Raw genomic sequence first — 20,494 nt, 5'->3', positions numbered from 1 at the left:
GGCCAAGTTTGTTTTAGGTCAAAGCGCACCTGTCGGGTTTATTTACACTTTCACTTCCGCTTGTGCCGCCCAATCAGGGGATGTGCGTAACTTCAGCTTTGGGAGTCAGAATGTTAACCGCCACATATACACTGGTAGCACTGTCGGTCGAGCACTCGAGTGTTCGCCTCAGTCTGCAGTCTTTTCAAAAATATGTGCGTTCGACATTGATGCATCAGAACAGCATCTCTTTGTCGCAACTGGAGTATGCCTGCGAGAATTTGAACACGCTGTACCAGGCCTGCCATTGGCGCAAGACCGAGATGTACCTGATCCCCGCGCTGCGCGAGGCGACCGAGCGCGCCGATCATTTGCTGGACGAACTGAACCGGCTGAACCAGTCGGCGCTGGCGGCCATCCGCACGCTGCAGGAAAAACTGGGCACGCTAGCCGACGTGCGCGACGAGCACGTCAACCAGATTTGCGAAAGCATCGAAACGTTTTGCACTTCGCTGCTGAAGCGGCTGGAGAAGGAAGAGCAGGAACTGTTTTCCATCGCCCGCAGCGCGATCGCCGGCGAAACCTGGTTCTCGATCGCCAATCAGTTGATGATGCATGACAAGCACCTGGAAGAAATGAAGCGCACCGGCGTACCGTCGGCCGAGGCCGCCAAACCGAAGGCCAGGGTGGCCGCCGTGCGCACGCTGTCCAGCGGCTTGCGCACCGATAAGGATGGCCAGATCAGTATTCCTGGCCTGCAAGTATTGCCGACTATAAGCCTGGAGCCCAGCCCGGACCATCTCCGGCCGCAGCCGGTTACCGCCAAATAGCACACGCTTCGGGCAAATTCCCATTGCTTTGCTATGATGGTGGTTTTAGCCATTTCATAGCGCACCATGTTCGAATTCATCTTCAAGCGCACTAACGACCAGACGGCCGATCCGCAGGCTGACGGCGCAGCATCCGGGCAGGGCGCCGGCGAGGCCGCGTCCGCCGCATCGGTGAGCCGCCGCGACGAGCAGGCGCAGCTTGCCGCCACGCTGGCCGGTGACGAGGCTGCGGCCGTGGCGCTGATCCTGCACAGCGAATTCGCCGGCGTGCGGCTGGCGGCGGCCGAACATGTGCGGTCGCAGCAATTCCTCGAGCAGGTGCAGCAGGCGATGCGCAATACCGACCGCCGCGTCGCCAAGCTGATGCAGGGCCGGCTGGAAGCGATCCGCTATCAGCAGGCCGAGCAGCAGAAGGCGCAGGCCTGCCTGGATCTGGCGAATAAATTGTTGCAGGACGAAAAGTTGACACCGAATCAGGTGGCCGAGCTGGACCGGCAGTGGAAGATCACCGCGCCGGTGCCGTCGCTGGCCGAGCCGTACGCCGTCGCGCGCGCCGCGCTGGCCGCCCGGCTGGAGGCGCAGGTCAATCTGCAGCGGACCATTATCGATGCGATGGCCGCGGTGCGCCAGTTGCCGTCGGCCGGACTGCCGCAGGACGAGGCCCTGCAGGCGCTGGAACTTCACACCGTCGCCCTGGCGGACTACCAGGCCGCGCCCGAACACAATGCGCTGCCCAAGCATCTGCTGAGCGACTATGCGCAGGCGGTCGAGCAAAGCCGTGCAGCCCTGGCGGCGCCGGTGCCGCGCGCCGCCGCGCCGGAAGCCCCGGCAGCGCCGGAGGCCGCCGACGGTGCCGCCGCTGCTTCTCCCGCAGCCGCCAATACGCCACCGGCCGCGCGCGAGCCGAAAAAGGATAACCCGCGCAATCCGGCCAAGGCCGCCGCGCCGAAGGAAACCGACAAGAAGTTCCTGGAAACGCTGGATGCGATGGAAGCCGCGCTGGAGCAGGGCCATCTGCACGCCGCCGCCGACCACGACAAATGGCTCAAGGAGCACAAGACCCGCTTGTCGCCGGCCCAGACCGACCGCCTGAACCACGTCCGCGCCGAGCTCAAACGCCTGGGCGACTGGGCGCGCTGGGGCGGCAACGTCTCGCGCGAGGAACTGGTCAAGGCGGTGGAAGACTTGCCGGCGCTGGGCCTGGCGATGAGCGAACTGGCCAAGAAGGTCGGCAGCATGCGCGACCGCTGGAAGGCGCTGGACGCCGTCTCCGGCCACGCGCCCAAGAGCTTGTGGGAGCGTTTCGACAACGCCTGCACCACCGCCTACGCGCCGGCCGCCGCCCACTTCAAGCAGCTGGCCGAGGAACGCCACGCCAACGCCGCCAAGGCCCAGGCGCTGATCGATGAGACCCGCGCCATGGCCGCCAGCGCCGCCGGCGAAGGCGCCGACCTGAAGAATGTCGCCGCCGCCGGCCAGCGCCTGCGCCAGGTGTGGGGCCGCCTCGGCACCATCGACCGCAAGGAAAAACGCAAGCTCGACCAGGCCTTCGACAAGGCGCTGGCGCAGATGCTGGCGCCGTTGGCCGAACAGCGCAAGGTCGAGACCGCCAAGCGCGAAGAGCTGATCGCCGAAGCGGAGCAGATGCAGGCCACGGACCGCCACACGCTGGACAACCTGCGCCGCCTGCAGGAACGCTGGCAGGAACAGGCCAAGGCGCTGCCGCTGGAACGCAAGGCCGAGCAGGCGCTGTGGCAGCGTTTCCGCGCGGCCTGCGACGCGATCTTCGCCAAGCGCAAGGAGACCGCGCACGCCGCCGATCACGAGCGCAAGGCGCACCTGCACGCGCGCGAGGCGATTTGCAAGGAACTGGAAAGCGCCACCTTCACCGGCGACGACAAGGCGCAACTGGCGGCCATCACCAAGGCGCTGCGCGACGCCGCCTCGGCCTGGAGCGGGACCGGCAGCGTGCCGCGTTCGGCGGAAGCCCGCATCACCCAGCGTTACCAGGCCGCCGTGGCGTCGGTGCAGAGCCAGGCAGACGCCATCAAGCGCCGCGCCGGCGCCGCCCAGGCCAACGCGCTGCGCGACAAGCTGCGGCTGTGCCAGGCGCTGGAAAGCGCCATCGGCGCGGGCGAGACCGCCATCGACGGCGCCGACTGGCAAGCACGCTGGGCCGCGTTGCCGCCGCTGGCCGCCGATTACGAACGCGCGCTGCATGGCCGGCTCAGCGCCGCCCTGGGCGCGCTGGATGGCAAGCTTGGCGCTTACGCCGAGCAGCTGGAGCGCAACCGCGCCAAGCTGCTGGACGAAGTGCTGCGGCTGGAGATCGTGGCCGGCGTCGACAGCGGCGCCGAATTCGCGCGCGAACGCCTGAAGATGCAGGTCGAGGTGCTGCAATCGTCGCTGAAATCCGGACAGAAACCGCAGGGCGCCGGCGCCGCTTACCTGCAGCTGTGCGCCATGCCGGCGCTGGCCGACGATCGCACCGCCAGCCGCATCGAGCAGCTGTTCCGCCGCATCGGCGCCTCGGAGCGTGCATGACCGCGACCGGTAACCAGGTCCAGGTACGCATCCAGACCGAGGATTTCGACCTCTCCACCGAGTTGGCGCAACTGCGCGCCGCCAACCCCAAGATTGGCGCTATCGTGACGTTTGTCGGCACCGTGCGCGACCTGAACGACGGCGCCAGCGTGGCGGAGATGGAGCTGGAACACTATGCCGGCATGACCGAGCAGTCCATCCAGGCCATCATCGAGCAGGCCTCCCGGCGCTGGCCGCTGTTCGGCGCGCTGGTGATCCACCGGGTCGGGCCGCTCAAGCCGATGGAGCAGATCGTGCTGGTGGCGGTGACGTCGGCGCATCGCGGCGAGGCCTTCGCCGCCTGCGAATTCATCATCGACTACCTGAAGACCGAAGCGCCGTTCTGGAAAAAAGAGCAGACGCCGGACGGCGCGCGCTGGGTCGACGCCCGTGTCAGCGATGACGCGGCGCTGAAAAAATGGAGCACACCGAGCTGATTTGATGTAAGTCATGGATTTGTTGAATAAATAGGTGTCTCCTTGAAAACTGATCGCACATCCCTATGTATGCGATAAGTTAAATATATCGGAGCAATTCCATGCGGCAAGACAAACTCACCACCAAACTCCAGGAAGCCCTGTCGGACTCGCAGAGTCTGGCCGTGGGCAACGACAATCAATACATCGAACCGGTCCACCTGCTGACGGCGCTGCTGAACCAGAGCGACGGCAGCGCGCGTTCGCTGCTGCAGCGCGCCGGCGTCAACGTCGGCGGCCTGACCAAGGCGCTGGGCTCCTCGCTGGAGCGCCTGCCCAAGGTGTCCGGCACCGGCGGCGACGTGCAGGCCAGCCGCGAGCTGGTCTCGGTGCTGAACCTGGCGGACAGGGAAGCGCAGAAGCGCGTCGACCAGTTCATCTCCAGCGAGATGGTGCTGCTGGCGCTGACCGACGACAAATCGGACGCCGGCACGCTGGCGCGCGAGAACGGCCTGACCCGCAAGTCGCTGGAAGCGGCCATCGACACCGTGCGCGGCGGCGCCAAGGTCGATACGCAGGAGGCCGAAGGCCAGCGCGAGGCGCTGAAAAAATACACGCTGGACCTGACCGAGCGCGCCCGCGCCGGCAAGCTCGATCCGGTGATCGGCCGCGACGACGAGATCCGCCGCGCCATCCAGGTGCTGCAGCGCCGTACCAAGAACAATCCCGTGCTGATCGGCGAACCCGGCGTCGGCAAGACCGCCATCGTCGAAGGCCTGGCGCAGCGCATCGTCAACAACGAGGTGCCCGATTCGCTCAAGGGCAAGCGCGTGCTGTCGCTGGACATGGCGGCGCTGGTGGCCGGCGCCAAGTACCGCGGCGAGTTCGAGGAGCGGCTCAAAGCCGTGCTGAAGGAACTGGCGATGGACGAGGGCCAGACCATCGTCTTCATCGACGAGATGCACACGATGGTCGGCGCCGGCAAGGCCGACGGTGCCATGGACGCGGGCAATATGCTCAAGCCTGCGCTGGCGCGCGGCGAGCTGCACTGCGTCGGCGCGACCACCCTGGACGAGTACCGCAAATACATCGAGAAGGATGCCGCGCTGGAGCGCCGCTTCCAGAAGATCCTGGTCGACGAGCCGTCGGTGGAAGCCACCATCGCCATCCTGCGCGGCTTGCAGGACAAGTATGAGCTGCACCACAAGGTCGCCATCTCTGACGCTGCCATCATCGCGGCGGCGGAACTGTCGCACCGCTACATCACCGACCGCTTCCTGCCCGACAAGGCGATCGACCTGATCGACGAGGCCGCGTCCAAGATCAAGATCGAGATCGACTCCAAGCCGGAGGTGATGGACAAGCTGGAACGCCGCCTGATCCAGCTGAAGATCGAGAAGGAAGCCGTCAAGAAGGAAAAGGACGAAGCCTCGCGCCGCCGCCAGGACCTGATCGACGAGGAGATCGTCAAGCTGGGGCGCGAACTGAACGACTACGAGGAAATCCTCAAGGCCGAGAAGGCGGTGGTGCAGGGCAGCACCCACATCAAGGAAGAGATCGACCGCATCAAGCTGCAGATGGAGCAGGCCACCCGCGAGAGCAACTGGCAGCGCGTGTCGGAACTGCAGTACGGCCGCCTGCCCGAGCTGGAAGCGCAACTGAAGCAAGCCGAGAGCGTGAGCGCCAAGGAAGGCGAGGCGGCCAAGCCGAAACTGCTGCGCACCGAAGTCGGCGCCGAGGAGATCGCCGAGGTGGTGTCGCGCGCGACCGGCATTCCGGTGTCGCGCATGATGCAGGGCGAGCGCGACAAGCTGCTGCACATCGAAGAGAAGCTGCACGAGCGCGTGGTGGGGCAGGACGAGGCGATCGACGCCGTGTCCGACGCGATCCGCCGTTCGCGCGCCGGGTTGTCCGATCCGAACCGTCCGTATGGTTCCTTCATGTTCCTGGGGCCGACGGGCGTCGGCAAGACCGAGCTGTCGAAGGCGCTGGCCGGCTTCCTGTTCGACACCGAGGAATCGATGATACGCATCGACATGAGCGAATTCATGGAGAAGCACTCGGTGGCCCGCCTGATCGGCGCGCCGCCGGGTTACGTGGGCTACGACGAGGGCGGCTACCTGACCGAGGCCGTGCGCCGCAAGCCGTACAGCGTGATCCTGCTCGACGAGGTGGAGAAGGCGCATCCGGACGTGTTCAACGTGCTGCTGCAGGCGCTGGACGACGGCCGCATGACCGACGGCCAGGGGCGCACGGTGGACTTCAAGAACACCGTCATCATCATGACGTCCAACCTGGGCTCGCACAAGATCCAGGCGATGGAGGAATCCGACCCGGGCGTGGTGAAGCTGGCGGTGATGGCCGAGGTGCGCTCGCATTTCCGTCCGGAGTTCATCAACCGTATCGATGAAATCGTCGTGTTCCACGGCCTCGATGAGAAGAACATCGGCGCCATCGCCAAGATCCAGCTGGCGATCCTGGAGCAGCGCCTGGCCAAGATGGAGATGACCTTGACGATCACCGAGGCGGGGCTGCACAAGATCGCGGAAGCGGGCTACGATCCGGTGTACGGCGCGCGGCCGCTGAAGCGGGCGATCCAGCAGCAGATCGAAAATCCGCTGTCGAAGATGATCCTGCAGGGCCGCTTCGGTCCGAAGGACACCATCCACATCGACGCCGATCCGGTCAGCGGAGAGCTGGCCTTTACCTGAGCTTAGCGGGCTAGTGGTGGACGATGCGGTTGCGGCCGTCGCGTTTGGCGCGGTACAGCGCGTCGTCCGCCCGTTTCAGCACATCTTCGTAGGAACTGTCGCCGGGTAGCAGTTCGCTCAAGCCGCCGCTGATAGTGGCGCCGCGGCCCAGCGTGCCCAGCTCGCGCAGGGACTCCGCCACTTTTAGCCGCAGCCGCTCGGCGATCGGCATCGCCTGCTGCCAGCGGGTGTGCGGCATCAGGATCACAAATTCGTCGCCGCCCAGCCGCGCGGCGAAGTCGGTGCTGCGCAGTTCATGCCGGCACACCTCGGCCGTGGTGACGATCGCCTTGTCGCCGCTCAGGTGGCCGTATTCGTCGTTGATGCCTTTGAATTGGTCGATGTCGAAGATCAGCACCGAAGTCGGCGTCTCGTAGCGGGCGTACAGCTCGTAGTGCTCGGTCAGCGCGGCCATCAGCTTGCGCCGGTTCGACAGTCCCGTCAGCGAATCGGTTTCGCTCTGCATGCGCAGCAGCGCCTCCAGCTTCTTGCTGGCGGTGATATTGCTGGCGACCCACAGCACCGCTTCTTCTCCCTGCACCAGGTGACCCAGCGCCTGCACGCGCCCCTCGAACCATACCGTGTCTTCCGGGCCGTCGCTGTCCAGGCCCTTGACGTCGGCGCGGGCGAGTTGATACTCGACCGCGTGCAAACCGGGGCTGTCCAGGGCATGGGCGATCTGCTCGATGAACCAGCCGGCCTTGTCGCGGTTCAGCACCTCCGGGATGCTTTTGCCGACCAGGCTGCTGCCGTCGTGATAGTAGCGGGCGTCGGTGCCGCCAAACAGCGCCGCGTAGCGGCCGCTGCGCGTGATGATGAATGCCGGATCCGGCAGCGCGGCCAGCAGCGCGGCGATCTGCCCGGTCGAGAGTTGCGACAAATCCGTCATGCGGTCCCGCTGTTCCAGTTGTTGAGTTTTCACTTATATACCGTACTTTCGTCCAAGACAACGTTAACGGTACATTTCTGAAAAACTTGACCAAATATCTATTTTTGTCCGAAAAAAGCGGTCGGCGTGCTGCCGAAGGTCTTCTTGAACATCGCAGAGAACGCCGACTGGCTGGCGTAGCCCAGTTGCGCGGCCACCTGCGACAGCGGCACGCCGCGCGTGATCAGCGGGGCGGCGTGCGCCAGCCGGACCTGCTGGCGCCATTGGCTGAAGCTCATGCCCAGCTCGCGCTCGAACAGGCGCGTCAGCGTGCGCTCGGAGGCGCCGACCCGAGCCGACCAGGCTTCCAGCGTCAGCTCGGCGCCGGGATCGTCGATCAGCGCGTTGCACAGGGTTTTCAGGCGCTTGTCCTGCGGCAGCGGCACGCGCAGCGGGCGCTCGGCGCAGCGCGGCAGTTCGTCGAGGATCATGTCGGCCAACAGCTGTTCGCGGCTGGATTGCTCGTGCTGGTCGTGCTGTTCGAACGCGGCCATCAGTTCACGCAGCAGGCCGGACACTTCGACCACCTTGCAGTCGTCGGCAAAGGGCGAGCGGCTGGCGTGCACGCACAGCGGCCGCAGGCGGGTCGGCTCCAGCACGGTGACCGCGTGCATCACGTCCGGCGCGATCCAGACGGCGCGCTGCGGCGGCACGATCCAGCTGCTGTTGTTGGCGGTCACCCGCATCACGCCTTGCAGCGCGTAGGTGAACTGGCCCCACGGGTGATGGTGCGGCAGCAGCACGGCGTCGGCAGGCAGGTCGCGGCCCGACATGGTCAGCGGCCGGGCCGGGGTGGGATAGTCGCAATCCCAGTTGAACTGCGTGTGCGTGACGACAGGGATGGGCATGGCGGAAATTCGATAAATGTTGACTCTCTATCTTAAATCAGCCGGGGCCGAAATGCTTACACTGTGTTTTCTTTTTCAGCAGGGGAACGGTATGGACGACAAATCGTTGCTGCGGCAGGACGCCAGGGTCATCGGCCTGGTCGGGCTGGCGCATGGCACGTCGCACTTTTATCACGTGATCATGGCGGCGCTGATTCCCTGGCTGAAACCGGAATTCCACCTGAGTTATTCCGAGCTGGGCTTGCTGATGACCGTGTTCTTCGTGGTCTCGGGCATCGGCCAGGCGCTGGCGGGATTTGTGGTGGACCGCTTCAGCGCCCGGGCGGTGCTGTTCGGCGGCATCTCGCTGCTGGGCTTGTCGGTGGTGCTGCTGTCGAGCGCACACAGCTATGTACAGCTGATGCTGGGCGCCTTGCTGGCCGGCTGCGGCAACAGCGTGTTCCATCCGGCCGACTACACGCTGCTGAACCAGCGCGTGTCCAAGGCGCGGCTGGCGCATGGTTTCTCGGTGCACGGCATCAGCGGCAATATAGGCTGGGCTGTGTCGCCGCTGTTCCTGACCTACGTAGCCGCCCGCACAGACTGGCGCACCGCGCTGCTGTGCGCGGCGTTGCTGCCGCTGAGCGTGTTGGCGCTGCTGGTATGGAATCGCCATGCGCTGCGTCCCGAAGCTGCCGCCGAAGTTGCCGCATCAAGTGCAGCATCCGGTAAAACGTCCGGCACGCTGGGTTTCCTGCGGCTGCGTGTCGTATGGATGTGCTTTGCCTTCTTCCTGATCTCCGCCGTGGCGCTGGCCGGCATCCAGACCTTTGCCGCCACCAGCCTGGTGAGTCTGTACGGCATGTCGCTGGCCTGGGCCACCGCAGCCTATACATCGTACATGGTGGCCTCGGCGTTCGGCATGCTGTACGGCGGCTTCCTCGGCGCCGGCAGCCGCCATCACGACCGCATCATCATCGTCGCCTTCGGCACTGCCGCCGTGCTGGCGTTGATACTGGCCGCCGCCGTGGTGCCGGCCTGGGCGGCCGTCATGCTGATGGCGCTGATCGGTTTGGTGACCGGCATCTCTGGTCCGTCGCGTGATTTGATGATACGCGGCGCGGCGCCGGCCAACGCCACCGGTCGCGTGTTCGGCGTTGTCTATTCCGGGCTCGACAGCGGCTTGGCGCTCGGCCCGCTGCTGTTCGGCGCGCTGATGGACGCCAACCATCCGGCTGGCGTGTTCATCGGCATCGGCGTGTTCCAGGCGCTGGTGATATTGACCACGATAGGCGTCGGCGGCAGGCGCCGTATGGCCGGGATTCCCGAGGCGATATAGTTTCGACAGCGTCGCGCAGGGTTCACAGTTCTCGGAAAAACGTATCAATATTCAAGCCAGCGTGCCATGATTGCCTATCGATTTTTTTGCACGGGCGCATCGGATTGTCTTGCAAAATAGAAGCGACAGGCGCGGCGATGTGCGGTTTTTTTTGGGGAGATATGATGCTTGCAAACATGAAGGTTGCAACCCGGCTCGGGCTTGGCTTTGGCGCTGTCATCGTCCTGCTGCTGGTGCTGTCGGTCATCAGCCTGATGCGCCTGGCGGTGCTCAACGACGGCATTCGCCGCATTACCGAGGACCGCTATCCCAAGGTCATACTTTCGAATGAAATGATCAAGCAAACCATCGACAACGGCCGCCAGCTGCGCAGCATGCTGCTGGCCAGCAGCGACGAGGAGCGTGAAAAATTCAAGGGTGTCGTGGCCGCTAACCGCGGCAAGATTGCCGACGAGCTGTCCAAGCTGGACAAGCTGATCGGCACCGAAAAAGGCCGCCAGATGTATCGCGACATCGTCGACAAGGGCAATCTGCTGACCCCCAAATACGACCAGTTGTATGCGCTGGCCAAGTCCGACCCGAAGCGCGCGGTGGAATACATGAAGGGCGACTTTGTCGAAGCCAACAACGCCTATTGGGGCGCGTTGGAAACCATCGCCAAGTACGAGAGCGAGCAGATGGACAAGGAGACGCAAGGGGCAGATGACGTCTACGCCGCCACGCGCCAGCTGGTGATACTGCTGTCGGCGGCGGCGGTGCTGGCGGCGGTGGCGATCGCCTGGCTGATCACGCGCGACCTGGTGCGGCGCCTGGGCGGCGAGCCGGGCTACGCGGCGGACCTGATGGCGCGCATCTCGCAAGGCGATCTGAACGCCGAGGTGGTGACGCGGCCGGGTGACCGCGGCAGCATGCTGTATGCCGTCAAGGAAATGATGGGCAAGCTGCGCCAGGTGGTGGACGGCCAGCGCAGCGTGGTGGCGGCCGCCAACCGCGGCAATTTCGAGGCGAGGGTCGACCTCAACGGCTTGCAGGGCTTCCAGCGCGAAATGGGCGAAGGCTTGAACCAGCTGGCCACCACCACCGGCGCCAGCATCGCCGACGTGGTGCGGGTGATGGGCGCCATGTCCGAAGGCGACCTGACCAAGACCATCGACAAGGACTACGAGGGTGCGTTTGGCGAACTGAAGGAATACGCCAACAACACGGTGGCCAAGCTGGCGCAGGTGGTTAGCGAAGTCAACAACAACGCCGAAGCGCTGGCGGCGGCGTCCGAGGAAGTCAGCGCCACCGCGCAGGCGCTGGCGCAGGCGGCCTCCGAGCAGGCCGCCAATGTCGAGGAAACCTCGGCCTCGGTGGAGCAGATGACGGCCTCGGTGGCGCAGAACACCGAGAACGCCAAGGTCACCGACGCCATGGCAAGCAAGGCCTCCGGCGAAGCGAGCGAGGGCGGCGAGGCGGTGCGCTCGACCGTGGCGGCGATGAAGCAGATCGCGGCCAAGGTCTTGATCATCGACGACATCGCTTACCAGACCAATCTGCTGGCGCTGAACGCGGCGATCGAGGCGGCCCGCGCCGGCGAGCACGGCAAGGGCTTTGCCGTGGTGGCGGCCGAGGTGCGCAAGCTGGCCGAACGCAGCCAGGTGGCGGCGCAGGAAATCGGCCAGGTGGCCAGCGGCAGCGTCGAGCTGGCCGAGCGGGCCGGGCAGATGCTGGGCTCGATGGTGCCCAACATTAAGAAGACCTCGGACCTGGTGCAGGAAATCACGGCCGCCTCGGAAGAACAGTCCGCCGGCCTGACGCAAATCAACTCGGCCATCAGCCAGCTGAGCCAGACCACCCAGCAGAACGCGTCCGGCTCGGAAGAGCTGGCCTCGACAGCCGAACAAATGAGCAGCCAGGCCGAGGAATTGCAGCAGACCATGGGCTTCTTCTCGATCGGCGGCGGCGCGCGGACGCCGGCGCCGCAGCGCGGCAGCGTCAGGCTGATGCGGCCGCGGCAGGCGTCGAGCCTGCGCACGCTGGCCAGCGGCCAAAGCATGCTGGAGCCGGACGAAGCGGACTTCGTGCGGTATTAACTTTTGTGCAGGTTGAACAGTCGCGGTCTTTCGGCATAGAATCGGTGCCATCTTTATAACGCCGAGGACCATGATGAATTTTGCCACCACCGATTTATGCGACGACAACAGCAAGCTGCTGGACGACGGCCGGCTGGCCGTGCTGCCGCCGGTCTTCCTCCACTTCGGCAAGCACGTGCAGTTCTCAGGCCGCGTCACCACGCTGAAGGTGCATGAAGACAATGCGATCGTGCGCGCGATGCTGGAAACACCGGGCGACGGCAACGTACTGGTGATCGACGGCGGCGGCAGCATGCGTCGCGCGCTGGTCGGCGGCCAGCTCGGCCTGCTGGCCCAGGACAACGGCTGGTCCGGCATCGTGGTCGATGGCTGCATCCGCGACACCGACGAACTCAACTCCTGCGAAATCGGCGTGCGCGCGCTGGGCGCCCATCCGCAAAAGAGCAGCAAGAAGGGCGCGGGTGAGCGCAACCTGCGGGTGCACATCGCCGGCGTGCCGGTCAACCCGGGCGACTGGATCTACGCCGACGCCGACGGCATCCTGGTGGCGCAGCAAAAACTGTTCTGACTCCCTCCTTCTTTTCTTGCCGCCCAACAAATTCAAGCAATCTGTTGGGCGCTACTATCAATCTCTCCTGTTTTTTCATCTGACGAAAATGCCGTTCCACATCGCGAAATTTGATGTGTGAGCGCAGCATGATTTTCTTCCATGGAGAGAAATTTCTTTCCGTATCGTGGAAAATAATAATTAACCAGTTGATTTGTATGGGTTTTAATTTAGTTATATGTCTTATATAAGACTATTGGTGCCGAGCACAAAAAGGTCTACCATTTGTTTAACAGATGTCGCATTTAACTAAGGAGAACACCATGGCAACTCGTGAACAGCAAATCGCAGCCCTGCAGAAAGACTGGGATAGCAACCCGCGCTGGAAGGGCGTCACCCGCACCTACACGGCCGAGGATGTGGTACGCCTGCGCGGTTCCCTGCAGATCGAGCACACGCTGGCCAAGCGTGGTGCGGAAAAGCTGTGGGACCTGGTCAACAACGAGCCCTTCGTCAATGCGCTGGGCGCGCTGACCGGCAACCAGGCCATGCAGCAAGTCAAGGCCGGCCTGAAGGCGATCTACCTGTCCGGCTGGCAGGTTGCGGGCGACGCCAACCTGGCCGGCGAGATGTACCCGGACCAGTCGCTGTATCCGGCCAATTCGGTGCCGATGGTCGTCAAGCGCATCAACAACACCTTCCAGCGCGCCGACCAGATCCAATGGTCCGAAGGCAAGGATGACATCGACTTCTTCGCGCCCATCGTGGCCGATGCGGAAGCCGGCTTCGGCGGCGTGCTGAACGCCTACGAGTTGATGAAGTCGATGATCGACGCCGGCGCCGCCGGCGTGCACTTCGAAGACCAGCTCGCTTCAGTCAAGAAATGCGGCCACATGGGCGGCAAGGTGCTGGTGCCGTCACGCGAAGCCGTGGAAAAACTGACGGCGGCCCGGCTGGCGGCCGACGTCATGGGCACCTCGACGCTGGTGATCGCTCGCACCGACGCCGAGGCGGCCGACCTGCTGACCTCGGACGTGGACGACAACGACCGCCCGTTCTGCACCGGCGAGCGCACCGTCGAGGGCTTCTACAAAGTCAGGCCGGGCATCGACCAGGCGATTTCCCGCGCGCTGGCTTACGCGCCGTACGCCGACCTGGTCTGGTGCGAAACCGGCAAGCCGGACCTGGCCTTCGCCAAGCAGTTCGCCGATGCCGTGCACGCCAAATTCCCGGGCAAGATGCTTGCCTACAACTGCTCGCCGTCGTTCAACTGGAAGAAAAACCTGGACGACGCCACCATCGCCAAGTTCCAGAAAGAACTGGGCGCCATGGGCTACAAGTTCCAGTTCATCACGCTGGCCGGTTTCCACGCGCTGAACTACGGCATGTTCAACCTGGCGCACGGTTACGCGCGCCGCCAGATGTCGGCCTTCGTGGAGCTGCAGGAAGCCGAGTTCGCCGCAGCCGAGAAGGGCTTCACCGCGGTCAAGCACCAGCGCGAAGTCGGCACCGGCTACTTCGATGCGGTGACCCAGACCATCCAGAACGGCCAGTCGTCGACCACCGCGTTGCACGGCTCGACTGAAGACGAGCAATTCTTCGACAAGAAGGTGGCCTGAGGGAAGGCCGCAGCGTAGAGGGACTTGCCGGCGCTGCGGCTGTTTTACTTCAGGGTTGCTGTTGATGCTGCTGCAGGTGGTGACGAAGGCGCCGCTGGAACTCGTCGATATCGTCAACCGTGGCCAGGTCGTCGTCCACGTCGATCATGTGGGTGCTGTGGCCGGGAGCGAACGACACGCTGGCTTCCACATCGCCCTTTTTCTCCGACAGGGAATGTCCCTGGACGGCGCCCAGCACGTTGCCGTGCGCATCCGTTACGATGGTCATCTTCATGACATGCCTCCGCCTTGCAGGTTGTGGAAGGCGCCACCCACGCCCTGGTTGTGGATCTGCACGAAATAGGTGGCGTTGCCGTCGTTTTCCTTGCGCTTGCTTTGCTGGTCCGCCATGTGCACCGCGCCCTGGTTGGGCGCCTTGACATCGGCCGAGGCAAACTGCGTGCCGTGATCGCTGCCGTAGCTGTAGCTCCAGAACGCCGTTTGGCCGGGCGCCAGGAAGGTCAGCGGACCTACGTTATTGAAAGACATGATCTCCTCCTTGAAAAGTCTCCGCGCATGCAAATGCAGCGCGGCAGTTCCATGCTAGCCCCCACACTGGCGCACGCTTTGATGCAAACGATGTGTGCGCTTTTTTGGCTGGATCGCCTTTCTAGTGGATAATGCGGGATTGTTCCGCACCACCCATTTAGGAAATACCAAGCTTATGTTGAGTTACCGCCACGCCTTTCACGCGGGTAATCACGCCGATGTGTTGAAGCATTTCGTGACCATCCAGTTGCTGCAGTATCTGAATCAAAAAGATACCGCATACAGCTACATCGACACCCACTCCGGCGCCGGCGTGTACGCGCTCGACGGTACGTTCGCCTCCAAGAACGCGGAATACGATACCGGCATCGGCCCGCTGTGGGAACGCACCGACATGCCTGCGGCGGTCAAGGAATATGTCGACCTGGTGCGCGCCATGAACCCGAGCGGCAAGATGCGCTACTACCCCGGTTCGCCGTACATCGCCGACCAGGTCGCGCGCGAGCAGGACCGCCTGCGCCTGTTCGAGCTGCATCCGGCCGATTCGAAACTGCTGGCCGATAACTTCCGCAAGCTCGAAGAGCACGCGGCGCAACAGGGCATCCGTCCGACCACGCGCGGCAAGCGCGTGCTGATCACCCGTGGCGACGGCTTCCAGGCGCTGAAGGCGCTGCTGCCGCCGCCGTCGCGCCGCGCGCTGGTGCTGATCGATCCGCCGTATGAAGACAAGATGGACTATAAGAAGGTCAAGGACACGCTGGCCGACGCGCTGGTGCGTTTCCCGACCGGCACCTATGCCGTCTGGTACCCGCTGCTGCAGCGCATGGAGTCGCGCCAGTTCGCCGACAAGCTCAAGCAGCTGCAGGCGTCGAGCTGGCTCAACGTCGTGCTGACCACCAACACGCCGATGCCGGACGGCTTCGGCCTGCACAGCAGCGGCATGTTCATCCTCAATCCGCCGTACACGCTGGAGCCGATGCTGAAGGAAGCCATGCCCTACCTGGTCAAGGTGCTGGGCAAGGACTCCGGCGCGCGCTTCACGCTCGAGAGCGGCACACCGACGGCTACGCGCAACAACGCCGTGCGCCGCCCCGTTACACGATAGAAAAATGTTGTCAGGACGGTATAGTACGGTTAGTCTGGTGGATAGCGGGCCGCTGCAGGAGACAGCCGCCCGGTAATCAAGCAGATTGCAGATTGGGAGCTTCCCATGATGATGACGACTACGCCGGTACCGTCCAACTTTGCTGACAATTTCTTTTTGGCGCGCCAGCCTATCCTCAATCGGGGACAGCGGCTGGTGGCCTACGAATTGCTGTTCCGCGACGCGCGGCAGCGCAACGAAGCCGACGTCACCGACGATGCGGAAGCGACCGCCACCGTCATCGCGCATGCCTCCGAGCTGGGCATGGGGCAGGTGGTCGGCGACCAGATGGCCTTCGTCAACGTCGACGCCGTCGGGCTGATGAGCGACTTCATCCGCTTCCTGCCGAACGATAAAGTCATCCTTGAAATCCTTGAAACGGTGAAGGCCACGCCGGAAGTGATGGACCGCGTGCGCGAGCTCAAGCAGGCCGGCTTCAAGTTCGCGCTGGACGACGTGATCGGCCATTCCGAGGACGTGCAAAAGCTGCAGCCCTTGTGCGACGTCATCAAGGTCGACATCAAGGACATGCAGCCGGGCACCTTGCAGGCGCTGGCGCGGGTGCTGAAGAACCCCAGGCAAAAGCTGCTGGCCGAGAAAGTCGAGACCATCGAGGAGTTCCAGCAATGCATGGAGCTGGGCTTCGAATATTTCCAGGGCTATTATTTTGCGCGGCCGGTGATCCTGAGTGGCAAGAAGATCTCGCCGTCGCAGCGCAGCGTGCTGCACCTGCTGGATTTGCTTAACACGGACGCCACCAGCCAGGAGATCGAGCGCAGCGTCAAGCACGATGCGCTCATCACGCTGAACCTGCTGCGGCTGGTGAACACGCCGGCGGTGGGCGCCCGCTACAGGATCAACTCGGTCGGCCATGCGTTGATGGTGCTGGGCCGGCGCCAGCTGCAGCGCTGGCTGCAGATCCTGCTGTACGTGAAGAACGGCGGCACGCAGGAATTCACGTCTCCGCTGCTGCAACTGGCCACCACGCGCGGCAAGACGATGGAGCTGATGGTCGAGCACCTGCGGCCGGGGCAGCGCGTCAGCGCCGACATCGGCTTCACGGTGGGGGTGATGTCGCTGATGGACACGCTGTTCTCTATCCACATGCGTGACGTGCTCGACAGCGTCAACGTGCTGGACGAGGTGCGCGCCGCGTTACTGCATCGCAGCGGCGACTACGGCAGCATGTTGAACCTGATCGAGCACATCGAAAAAGCCGGCGATGGCAAGACGCTGGCGCCGCTGCTGCACCAGCTGGCGCTGAAGCCGTCCGAACTGTACGCGATCCAGCTGGCCGCCATCGAATGGGTGACCGAGTACGCCCGCCACATCTGACCCCGGATTTTATTGGCCCAGCAGCAGGAACACGGTGGGCTTCTTGTGGAAGTCGGGCGCCTTGGCGGTTTTCCATTGGGCCGCCGTCATCGTGCGGATGGTTTCCGATGGCAGGCTGAGGTCGGTCGCCACGCAGACCAGCGTGCCCGGCGCGCAGGCCGTCACCAACGCTTCCAGCATGGCGGCGTTGCGGTATGGCGTTTCGATGAACAGCTGTGTCTGCTTTTCCTTGCGCGAGCGCTGCTCCAGCTCCTTGATGCGGACGGCGCGCTGCGCGGCGTCGGTCGGCAGGTAGCCGTTGAAGGCGAAGCTCTGTCCGTTCAGGCCGCTTGCCATCACCGCCAGCAGCAGCGACGACGGCCCGACCAGTGGCCGCACCGGGATGTTGTGCTGGTGCGCCAGCCGCACCAGGTCGGCGCCGGGGTCGGCCACCGCCGGCACGCCGGCTTCCGACACCAGGCCGCCATCCTGTCCCGCCAGCAGCGGCGCCAGCAGGCCCGCCAGCGCGGCGGCCGGGGTGTTGACGTTGAGTTCGGAAATCTTGATCTCTTGCAGCGGCTTGGCCAGCGGATGCTGGGCGTTCACCAGTTTTAAAAACGCGCGCGCCGTCTTGGCGTTCTCGGCGACGAAGTAGTCGAGTTGCGAGGTGATGCGCTGCACCTGTTCGGGCAGCACGTTGGCGAGCGCTTCGGTCTCGCCCAGGGTGTTCGGTATTAAGAAGAGGGTGCCGGGCATAAAAATCTTTAGGTATTGAAAAAGGAGACGCCAATCCTGCGCAGCATGCCTGTCAGCGCGATCAAAGGCAAGCCGGTGAGGGCGGTCGGGTCGCTGCTGTCGATGCGCTCGAGGATGGCGATGCCCAGCGCCTCGTTCTTGGCGCTGCCGGCGCAGTCGTACGGCTGTTCGATGCGCAGGTAGGCGTCCAGCTCGGCGTCCGGCAGGTCGCGGAAGGTGACGGCGGTCCGGATATCCTCGACCTGCGCCTGGCCGTTCCGCCCGTCAAACACGCACAGCGCGGTGTGGAAGATCACTTCGCGGCCGCGCATCTTCCGCAGCTGGGCCAGCGCGTTGGCGTGGTTGCCCGGCTTGCCGATCTGCTCGCCGTCCAAAGTGGCGACCTGGTCGGAGCCGATGACGATGTAGCCCGGCATCTTGGCGGCCACGGCGGCGGCCTTCTCGCGCGCCAGCCGCAGCGCGGTGGCGCTGGGCGATTCGCCGGCCAGCGGCGTTTCGTCGATGTCCGGCACCGCGACCTCGAACGGCAGTTGCAGCCGTGATAACAATTCCTTGCGATAGGCCGAACTGGAGGCGAGTACGAGTAAACTTGATGTCATGAGGGGAATGTTATATGCTCTGTCGCCGGTAACGCCAGCGGCAAAAAGAACGAAAAAAACGCTAAGGCTTTGACTTGATGACGAAAACCCTGCTATTATCGCAGGTTTTCCGGGGAAATTTTCTGTAATGAATGCTATTGTGATCGACGCCTTTGATTTTTGTCGGAGCAACGGCAGCAGAGAAGGCGTGACGCCCGTTGCCGAAATGACCCGTTTGACCAAGGATTGCGCCGATAATTCCGGCACGATTTCCTGGAAGGTAGTAGGGGGCACCAGCAAGATGGGCTTCCCGCAGATGACGCTGTCGGTATCCGGCACCGTGCAACTGGTCTGCCAGCGCTGCCTGACGCCTTATGCTCACACCATCGACGCCTCGACGCTGTTGATGCTTGGTAAGGATGATGAGCAGGCGGATGAAATTGAAGAAATGATCGACGACGAGACGATCGATGTCATCGTCGGCAGCCGCAGTATGGAGCTGATGGATCTGGTGGAAGACGAAGCGCTGCTGGCCCTGCCGCATACGCCGAAACACGATGTCTGCCCCGATTCCGCCCTGCTGGACAAGGCAAAAAGCGAGAAGTTGTCGCCGTTCGACGCCCTCAAGGGCCTCAAATCCGAATAAGTAGTGTTGTAAAGAACGTGTCAAACGCGTGTAGTAAATCGAGTATGGCAAGTCAGCAGTGAAATGTAGTAAATCTCAGTTTAACTATGCCGGTTCAGTTTTGCCGGCAGGATACTCGATTCGCATGTATTTGCTGGTCGAATGTGTTAAAATTTTAGAACTTATGTATTAGGAGTCATTAACATGGCAGTTCAACAGAACAAGAAGTCCCCATCGAAGCGCGGTATGCACCGTTCGCACGATTTCCTGGTTGCTCCACAACTGGGCATCGAGCCAACCACCGGTGAAACCCACCTGCGTCACCACATCAGCCCTAACGGCTTCTACCGTGGTCGTAAAGTCCTGAAAACCAAAAACGACGAGTAATCGACGCTTTTGCTGGACTCGGAAATAGGCGGTGCTGCGTGGTTGACTCGCATGCATCGCTTTTTCTTTTTCTTCGGCTGCAATCCTCTTTTGCACACCGTCATTTTGAAACGCGTAGACCTGGACAGTGTAGGTCCGCAGCTTGCCGCAGCTTGCCCCGCAAGGGCTGGAGCGTGGTACTGAATCAAAACAAATGACAATCAAAATTTCTATCGACTGCATGGGCGGAGATCACGGCCCGTCGGTCACTATCCCCGCAGCTATTTCCTTCGTCAAACGCGAACCAGATGCTGAACTGATACTAGTCGGTTTGGAAGACGTCATCCGCGCCGAATTGAAGAAGCATCACGCCGACGCGCATCCACGCCTGAGCGTGGTGCACGCCTCCGAACAAGTCACCATGGACGATCCGCTCGAAGTGGCCCTGCGCCGCAAGAAGGATTCGTCGATGCGCGTGGCCATCGAGCAGGTCAAGGACGGCAAGGCGCAGGCGTCGGTCTCGGCCGGCAACACCGGTGCGCTGATGGCCGTGGCCCGCTACGTGCTCAAGACCATGACCGGCGTCGACCGTCCGGCCATCTGCAGCATCATGCCGAACCAGAAGGGCGGCCCGACCTACATGCTGGACCTGGGCGCCAACGTCGACTGCGAACCGCATCACCTGCACCAGTTCGCCATCATGGGTTCGGTGCTGGTGTCGGCGATGGAAAATATTCCTCGCCCGACCCTGGGCCTGCTGAACGTGGGTACCGAGGACATCAAGGGCAACGACGTGGTCAAGGCCACCAGCAAGCTGCTGCAGGCCGACCATGAGCGCGGCGCGCTGAACTTCTATGGCAACGTCGAGGGCAACGACATCTTCAAGGGCACCACCGACATCGTCGTCTGCGACGGTTTCGTCGGCAATGTCACGCTGAAGGCGGTCGAGGGCGTAGCCCGCTTCTTTGCCGACACGGTCAAGTCCGAATTCACCCGCAATCCACTGACGATGCTGAGCGCTCTGATCGGTCGCGGCGCCTTGAATTCGATCAAGAAGCGCCTGTCGCCGTCGCGTTATAACGGTGCCAGCCTGCTGGGTTTGCGCGGCCTGGTGTTCAAGAGCCATGGCGGCGCCGACGCATATTCCTTTGAATGGGCGATCAAGCGGGCGTATGATGCTGCAAAAAATGATGTGTTGCCGCATATTTCGACGTTGATCGCCGAGCTCATGCCGCGTAACACCGAAACTCCGGAAGTACCTAGCTCAACTATTTAGTGGACGGTAGAACG

Annotated in this window: 19 protein-coding genes; 13 read left to right on the top strand and 6 right to left on the bottom strand. The window is 63.2% G+C overall.

The features are described from left to right. The first annotated feature begins 209 nt into the window (after positions 1-209). The 4 genes from ACSQ3S_RS22825 to clpB all read left to right on the top strand — a co-directional run bounded on the left by ACSQ3S_RS22825 (position 210) and on the right by clpB (position 6,519). Complete coding sequence (locus ACSQ3S_RS22825) at positions 210-809, top strand: hypothetical protein (protein WP_436143878.1); 600 nt, start codon at positions 210-212, stop codon at positions 807-809. Between the two features lie 66 nt (positions 810-875). After that, positions 876-3,353, top strand: coding sequence for a DUF349 domain-containing protein (locus ACSQ3S_RS22820; RefSeq protein WP_436143877.1), 2,478 nt, complete (start codon positions 876-878; stop codon positions 3,351-3,353). Beyond that, complete coding sequence (moaE, locus tag ACSQ3S_RS22815) at positions 3,350-3,829, top strand: molybdopterin synthase catalytic subunit MoaE (RefSeq protein WP_176651622.1); 480 nt, start codon at positions 3,350-3,352, stop codon at positions 3,827-3,829. Before ACSQ3S_RS22820 ends, moaE begins: the two co-directional genes overlap by 4 nt. A gap of 101 nt (positions 3,830-3,930) precedes the next feature. Further along, positions 3,931-6,519 (top strand): ATP-dependent chaperone ClpB, encoded by a 2,589-nt coding sequence (gene clpB / locus ACSQ3S_RS22810; protein WP_353403057.1) that lies wholly within the window; start codon positions 3,931-3,933, stop codon positions 6,517-6,519. Between the two features lie 10 nt (positions 6,520-6,529). Here clpB and ACSQ3S_RS22805 read toward each other — a convergent pair whose 3' ends face one another. Then, entirely contained in the window at positions 6,530-7,480 is a 951-nt protein-coding gene (locus tag ACSQ3S_RS22805) for a GGDEF domain-containing protein (protein ID WP_436143876.1), read from the bottom strand. 65 nt (positions 7,481-7,545) lie between these two features. Further along, entirely contained in the window at positions 7,546-8,334 is a 789-nt protein-coding gene (locus ACSQ3S_RS22800; RefSeq protein ID WP_436143875.1) for an AraC family transcriptional regulator, read from the bottom strand. Between the two features lie 91 nt (positions 8,335-8,425). On the opposite strand from ACSQ3S_RS22800, the gene ACSQ3S_RS22795 reads away from it, so the two are divergent. The 4 genes from ACSQ3S_RS22795 to aceA all read left to right on the top strand — a co-directional run bounded on the left by ACSQ3S_RS22795 (position 8,426) and on the right by aceA (position 13,893). After that, positions 8,426-9,652, top strand: a complete 1,227-nt coding sequence (locus ACSQ3S_RS22795) for an MFS transporter (protein WP_436143874.1) — start codon at positions 8,426-8,428, stop codon at positions 9,650-9,652. Positions 9,653-9,816: 164 nt separating this feature from the next. Further along, the gene (locus tag ACSQ3S_RS22790) at positions 9,817-11,727 is read left to right on the top strand and encodes a methyl-accepting chemotaxis protein (RefSeq protein ID WP_436145070.1); all 1,911 of its coding nucleotides are present in this window, start codon (positions 9,817-9,819) and stop codon (positions 11,725-11,727) included. A gap of 73 nt (positions 11,728-11,800) precedes the next feature. Further along, positions 11,801-12,295, top strand: coding sequence for a ribonuclease E activity regulator RraA (gene rraA / locus ACSQ3S_RS22785; protein WP_176652121.1), 495 nt, complete (start codon positions 11,801-11,803; stop codon positions 12,293-12,295). A gap of 302 nt (positions 12,296-12,597) precedes the next feature. Then, the gene (gene aceA / locus ACSQ3S_RS22780) at positions 12,598-13,893 is read left to right on the top strand and encodes an isocitrate lyase (RefSeq protein WP_176651618.1); all 1,296 of its coding nucleotides are present in this window, start codon (positions 12,598-12,600) and stop codon (positions 13,891-13,893) included. A gap of 49 nt (positions 13,894-13,942) precedes the next feature. Here the strand turns inward: aceA and ACSQ3S_RS22775 are convergent, their stop codons facing one another. Together ACSQ3S_RS22775 and ACSQ3S_RS22770 are read right to left on the bottom strand one after the other, a co-directional pair. After that, positions 13,943-14,167, bottom strand: a complete 225-nt coding sequence (locus ACSQ3S_RS22775) for a hypothetical protein (RefSeq protein WP_176651617.1) — start codon at positions 14,165-14,167, stop codon at positions 13,943-13,945. Continuing rightward, positions 14,164-14,421: a hypothetical protein gene (locus ACSQ3S_RS22770; protein ID WP_176651616.1), complete on the bottom strand. Its 258-nt coding sequence runs from the start codon at positions 14,419-14,421 to the stop codon at positions 14,164-14,166. Before ACSQ3S_RS22770 ends, ACSQ3S_RS22775 begins: the two co-directional genes overlap by 4 nt. A 175-nt stretch (positions 14,422-14,596) precedes the next feature. Between ACSQ3S_RS22770 and ACSQ3S_RS22765 the strand changes: the two genes are divergently transcribed. Then, the gene (locus ACSQ3S_RS22765) at positions 14,597-15,526 is read left to right on the top strand and encodes a 23S rRNA (adenine(2030)-N(6))-methyltransferase RlmJ (RefSeq protein WP_176651615.1); all 930 of its coding nucleotides are present in this window, start codon (positions 14,597-14,599) and stop codon (positions 15,524-15,526) included. A 105-nt stretch (positions 15,527-15,631) separates the two neighbouring features. Beyond that, the gene (locus ACSQ3S_RS22760; protein ID WP_176651614.1) at positions 15,632-16,900 is read left to right on the top strand and encodes an EAL and HDOD domain-containing protein; all 1,269 of its coding nucleotides are present in this window, start codon (positions 15,632-15,634) and stop codon (positions 16,898-16,900) included. A gap of 9 nt (positions 16,901-16,909) precedes the next feature. Here the strand turns inward: ACSQ3S_RS22760 and ACSQ3S_RS22755 are convergent, their stop codons facing one another. Together ACSQ3S_RS22755 and ACSQ3S_RS22750 are read right to left on the bottom strand one after the other, a co-directional pair. Beyond that, the gene (locus ACSQ3S_RS22755; RefSeq protein WP_413448670.1) at positions 16,910-17,635 is read right to left on the bottom strand and encodes an SAM-dependent methyltransferase; all 726 of its coding nucleotides are present in this window, start codon (positions 17,633-17,635) and stop codon (positions 16,910-16,912) included. Between the two features lie 8 nt (positions 17,636-17,643). Then, positions 17,644-18,234, bottom strand: coding sequence for a Maf-like protein (locus ACSQ3S_RS22750; RefSeq protein ID WP_436143873.1), 591 nt, complete (start codon positions 18,232-18,234; stop codon positions 17,644-17,646). A 127-nt stretch (positions 18,235-18,361) separates the two neighbouring features. Here ACSQ3S_RS22750 and ACSQ3S_RS22745 point away from each other — a divergent pair, with 127 nt between their 5' ends. The 3 genes from ACSQ3S_RS22745 (at position 18,362) to plsX (ending at position 20,480) form a co-directional block, all read left to right on the top strand. Further along, the gene (locus ACSQ3S_RS22745) at positions 18,362-18,859 is read left to right on the top strand and encodes a YceD family protein (protein ID WP_436143872.1); all 498 of its coding nucleotides are present in this window, start codon (positions 18,362-18,364) and stop codon (positions 18,857-18,859) included. 183 nt (positions 18,860-19,042) lie between these two features. Then, positions 19,043-19,225 carry a 50S ribosomal protein L32 gene (gene rpmF / locus ACSQ3S_RS22740; protein ID WP_008449924.1) on the top strand — a complete coding sequence of 61 codons (183 nt, stop codon included), beginning with the start codon at positions 19,043-19,045 and terminating at the stop codon, positions 19,223-19,225. 193 nt (positions 19,226-19,418) lie between these two features. Then, positions 19,419-20,480, top strand: a complete 1,062-nt coding sequence (gene plsX, locus ACSQ3S_RS22735) for a phosphate acyltransferase PlsX (RefSeq protein WP_176651610.1) — start codon at positions 19,419-19,421, stop codon at positions 20,478-20,480. The last annotated feature ends 14 nt before the right edge of the window (positions 20,481-20,494 follow it).

Origin of the sequence: Duganella sp. LjRoot269, assembly GCF_964254095.1 — a bacterium.
Taxonomy (GTDB): Bacteria; Pseudomonadota; Gammaproteobacteria; order Burkholderiales; family Burkholderiaceae_D; genus Rugamonas; species Rugamonas hordei.
The sequence above is the reverse complement of the archived record's forward strand: the minus strand, read 5'-3'. Positions and strand labels throughout refer to the sequence as shown.

Excerpts from the sequence above, each read along its gene's own strand:
- ACSQ3S_RS22795 (WP_436143874.1), top strand. The coding sequence starts at position 8,426 with ATGGACGACAAATCGTTGCTGCGGCAGGACGCCAGGGTCATCGGCCTG.
- ACSQ3S_RS22790 (WP_436145070.1), top strand. The coding sequence starts at position 9,817 with ATGCTTGCAAACATGAAGGTTGCAACCCGGCTCGGGCTTGGCTTTGGC.
- ACSQ3S_RS22825 (WP_436143878.1), top strand. The coding sequence starts at position 210 with ATGCATCAGAACAGCATCTCTTTGTCGCAACTGGAGTATGCCTGCGAG.
- ACSQ3S_RS22800 (WP_436143875.1), bottom strand. The coding sequence starts at position 8,334 with ATGCCCATCCCTGTCGTCACGCACACGCAGTTCAACTGGGATTGCGAC.
- ACSQ3S_RS22750 (WP_436143873.1), bottom strand. The coding sequence starts at position 18,234 with ATGACATCAAGTTTACTCGTACTCGCCTCCAGTTCGGCCTATCGCAAG.
- moaE (WP_176651622.1), top strand. The coding sequence starts at position 3,350 with ATGACCGCGACCGGTAACCAGGTCCAGGTACGCATCCAGACCGAGGAT.
- ACSQ3S_RS22745 (WP_436143872.1), top strand. The coding sequence starts at position 18,362 with ATGAATGCTATTGTGATCGACGCCTTTGATTTTTGTCGGAGCAACGGC.
- rraA (WP_176652121.1), top strand. The coding sequence starts at position 11,801 with ATGAATTTTGCCACCACCGATTTATGCGACGACAACAGCAAGCTGCTG.
- ACSQ3S_RS22755 (WP_413448670.1), bottom strand. The coding sequence starts at position 17,635 with ATGCCCGGCACCCTCTTCTTAATACCGAACACCCTGGGCGAGACCGAA.
- ACSQ3S_RS22775 (WP_176651617.1), bottom strand. The coding sequence starts at position 14,167 with ATGAAGATGACCATCGTAACGGATGCGCACGGCAACGTGCTGGGCGCC.
- aceA (WP_176651618.1), top strand. The coding sequence starts at position 12,598 with ATGGCAACTCGTGAACAGCAAATCGCAGCCCTGCAGAAAGACTGGGAT.
- ACSQ3S_RS22820 (WP_436143877.1), top strand. The coding sequence starts at position 876 with ATGTTCGAATTCATCTTCAAGCGCACTAACGACCAGACGGCCGATCCG.
- clpB (WP_353403057.1), top strand. The coding sequence starts at position 3,931 with ATGCGGCAAGACAAACTCACCACCAAACTCCAGGAAGCCCTGTCGGAC.
- rpmF (WP_008449924.1), top strand. The coding sequence starts at position 19,043 with ATGGCAGTTCAACAGAACAAGAAGTCCCCATCGAAGCGCGGTATGCAC.
- ACSQ3S_RS22765 (WP_176651615.1), top strand. The coding sequence starts at position 14,597 with ATGTTGAGTTACCGCCACGCCTTTCACGCGGGTAATCACGCCGATGTG.
- plsX (WP_176651610.1), top strand. The coding sequence starts at position 19,419 with ATGACAATCAAAATTTCTATCGACTGCATGGGCGGAGATCACGGCCCG.
- ACSQ3S_RS22770 (WP_176651616.1), bottom strand. The coding sequence starts at position 14,421 with ATGTCTTTCAATAACGTAGGTCCGCTGACCTTCCTGGCGCCCGGCCAA.
- ACSQ3S_RS22760 (WP_176651614.1), top strand. The coding sequence starts at position 15,632 with ATGATGATGACGACTACGCCGGTACCGTCCAACTTTGCTGACAATTTC.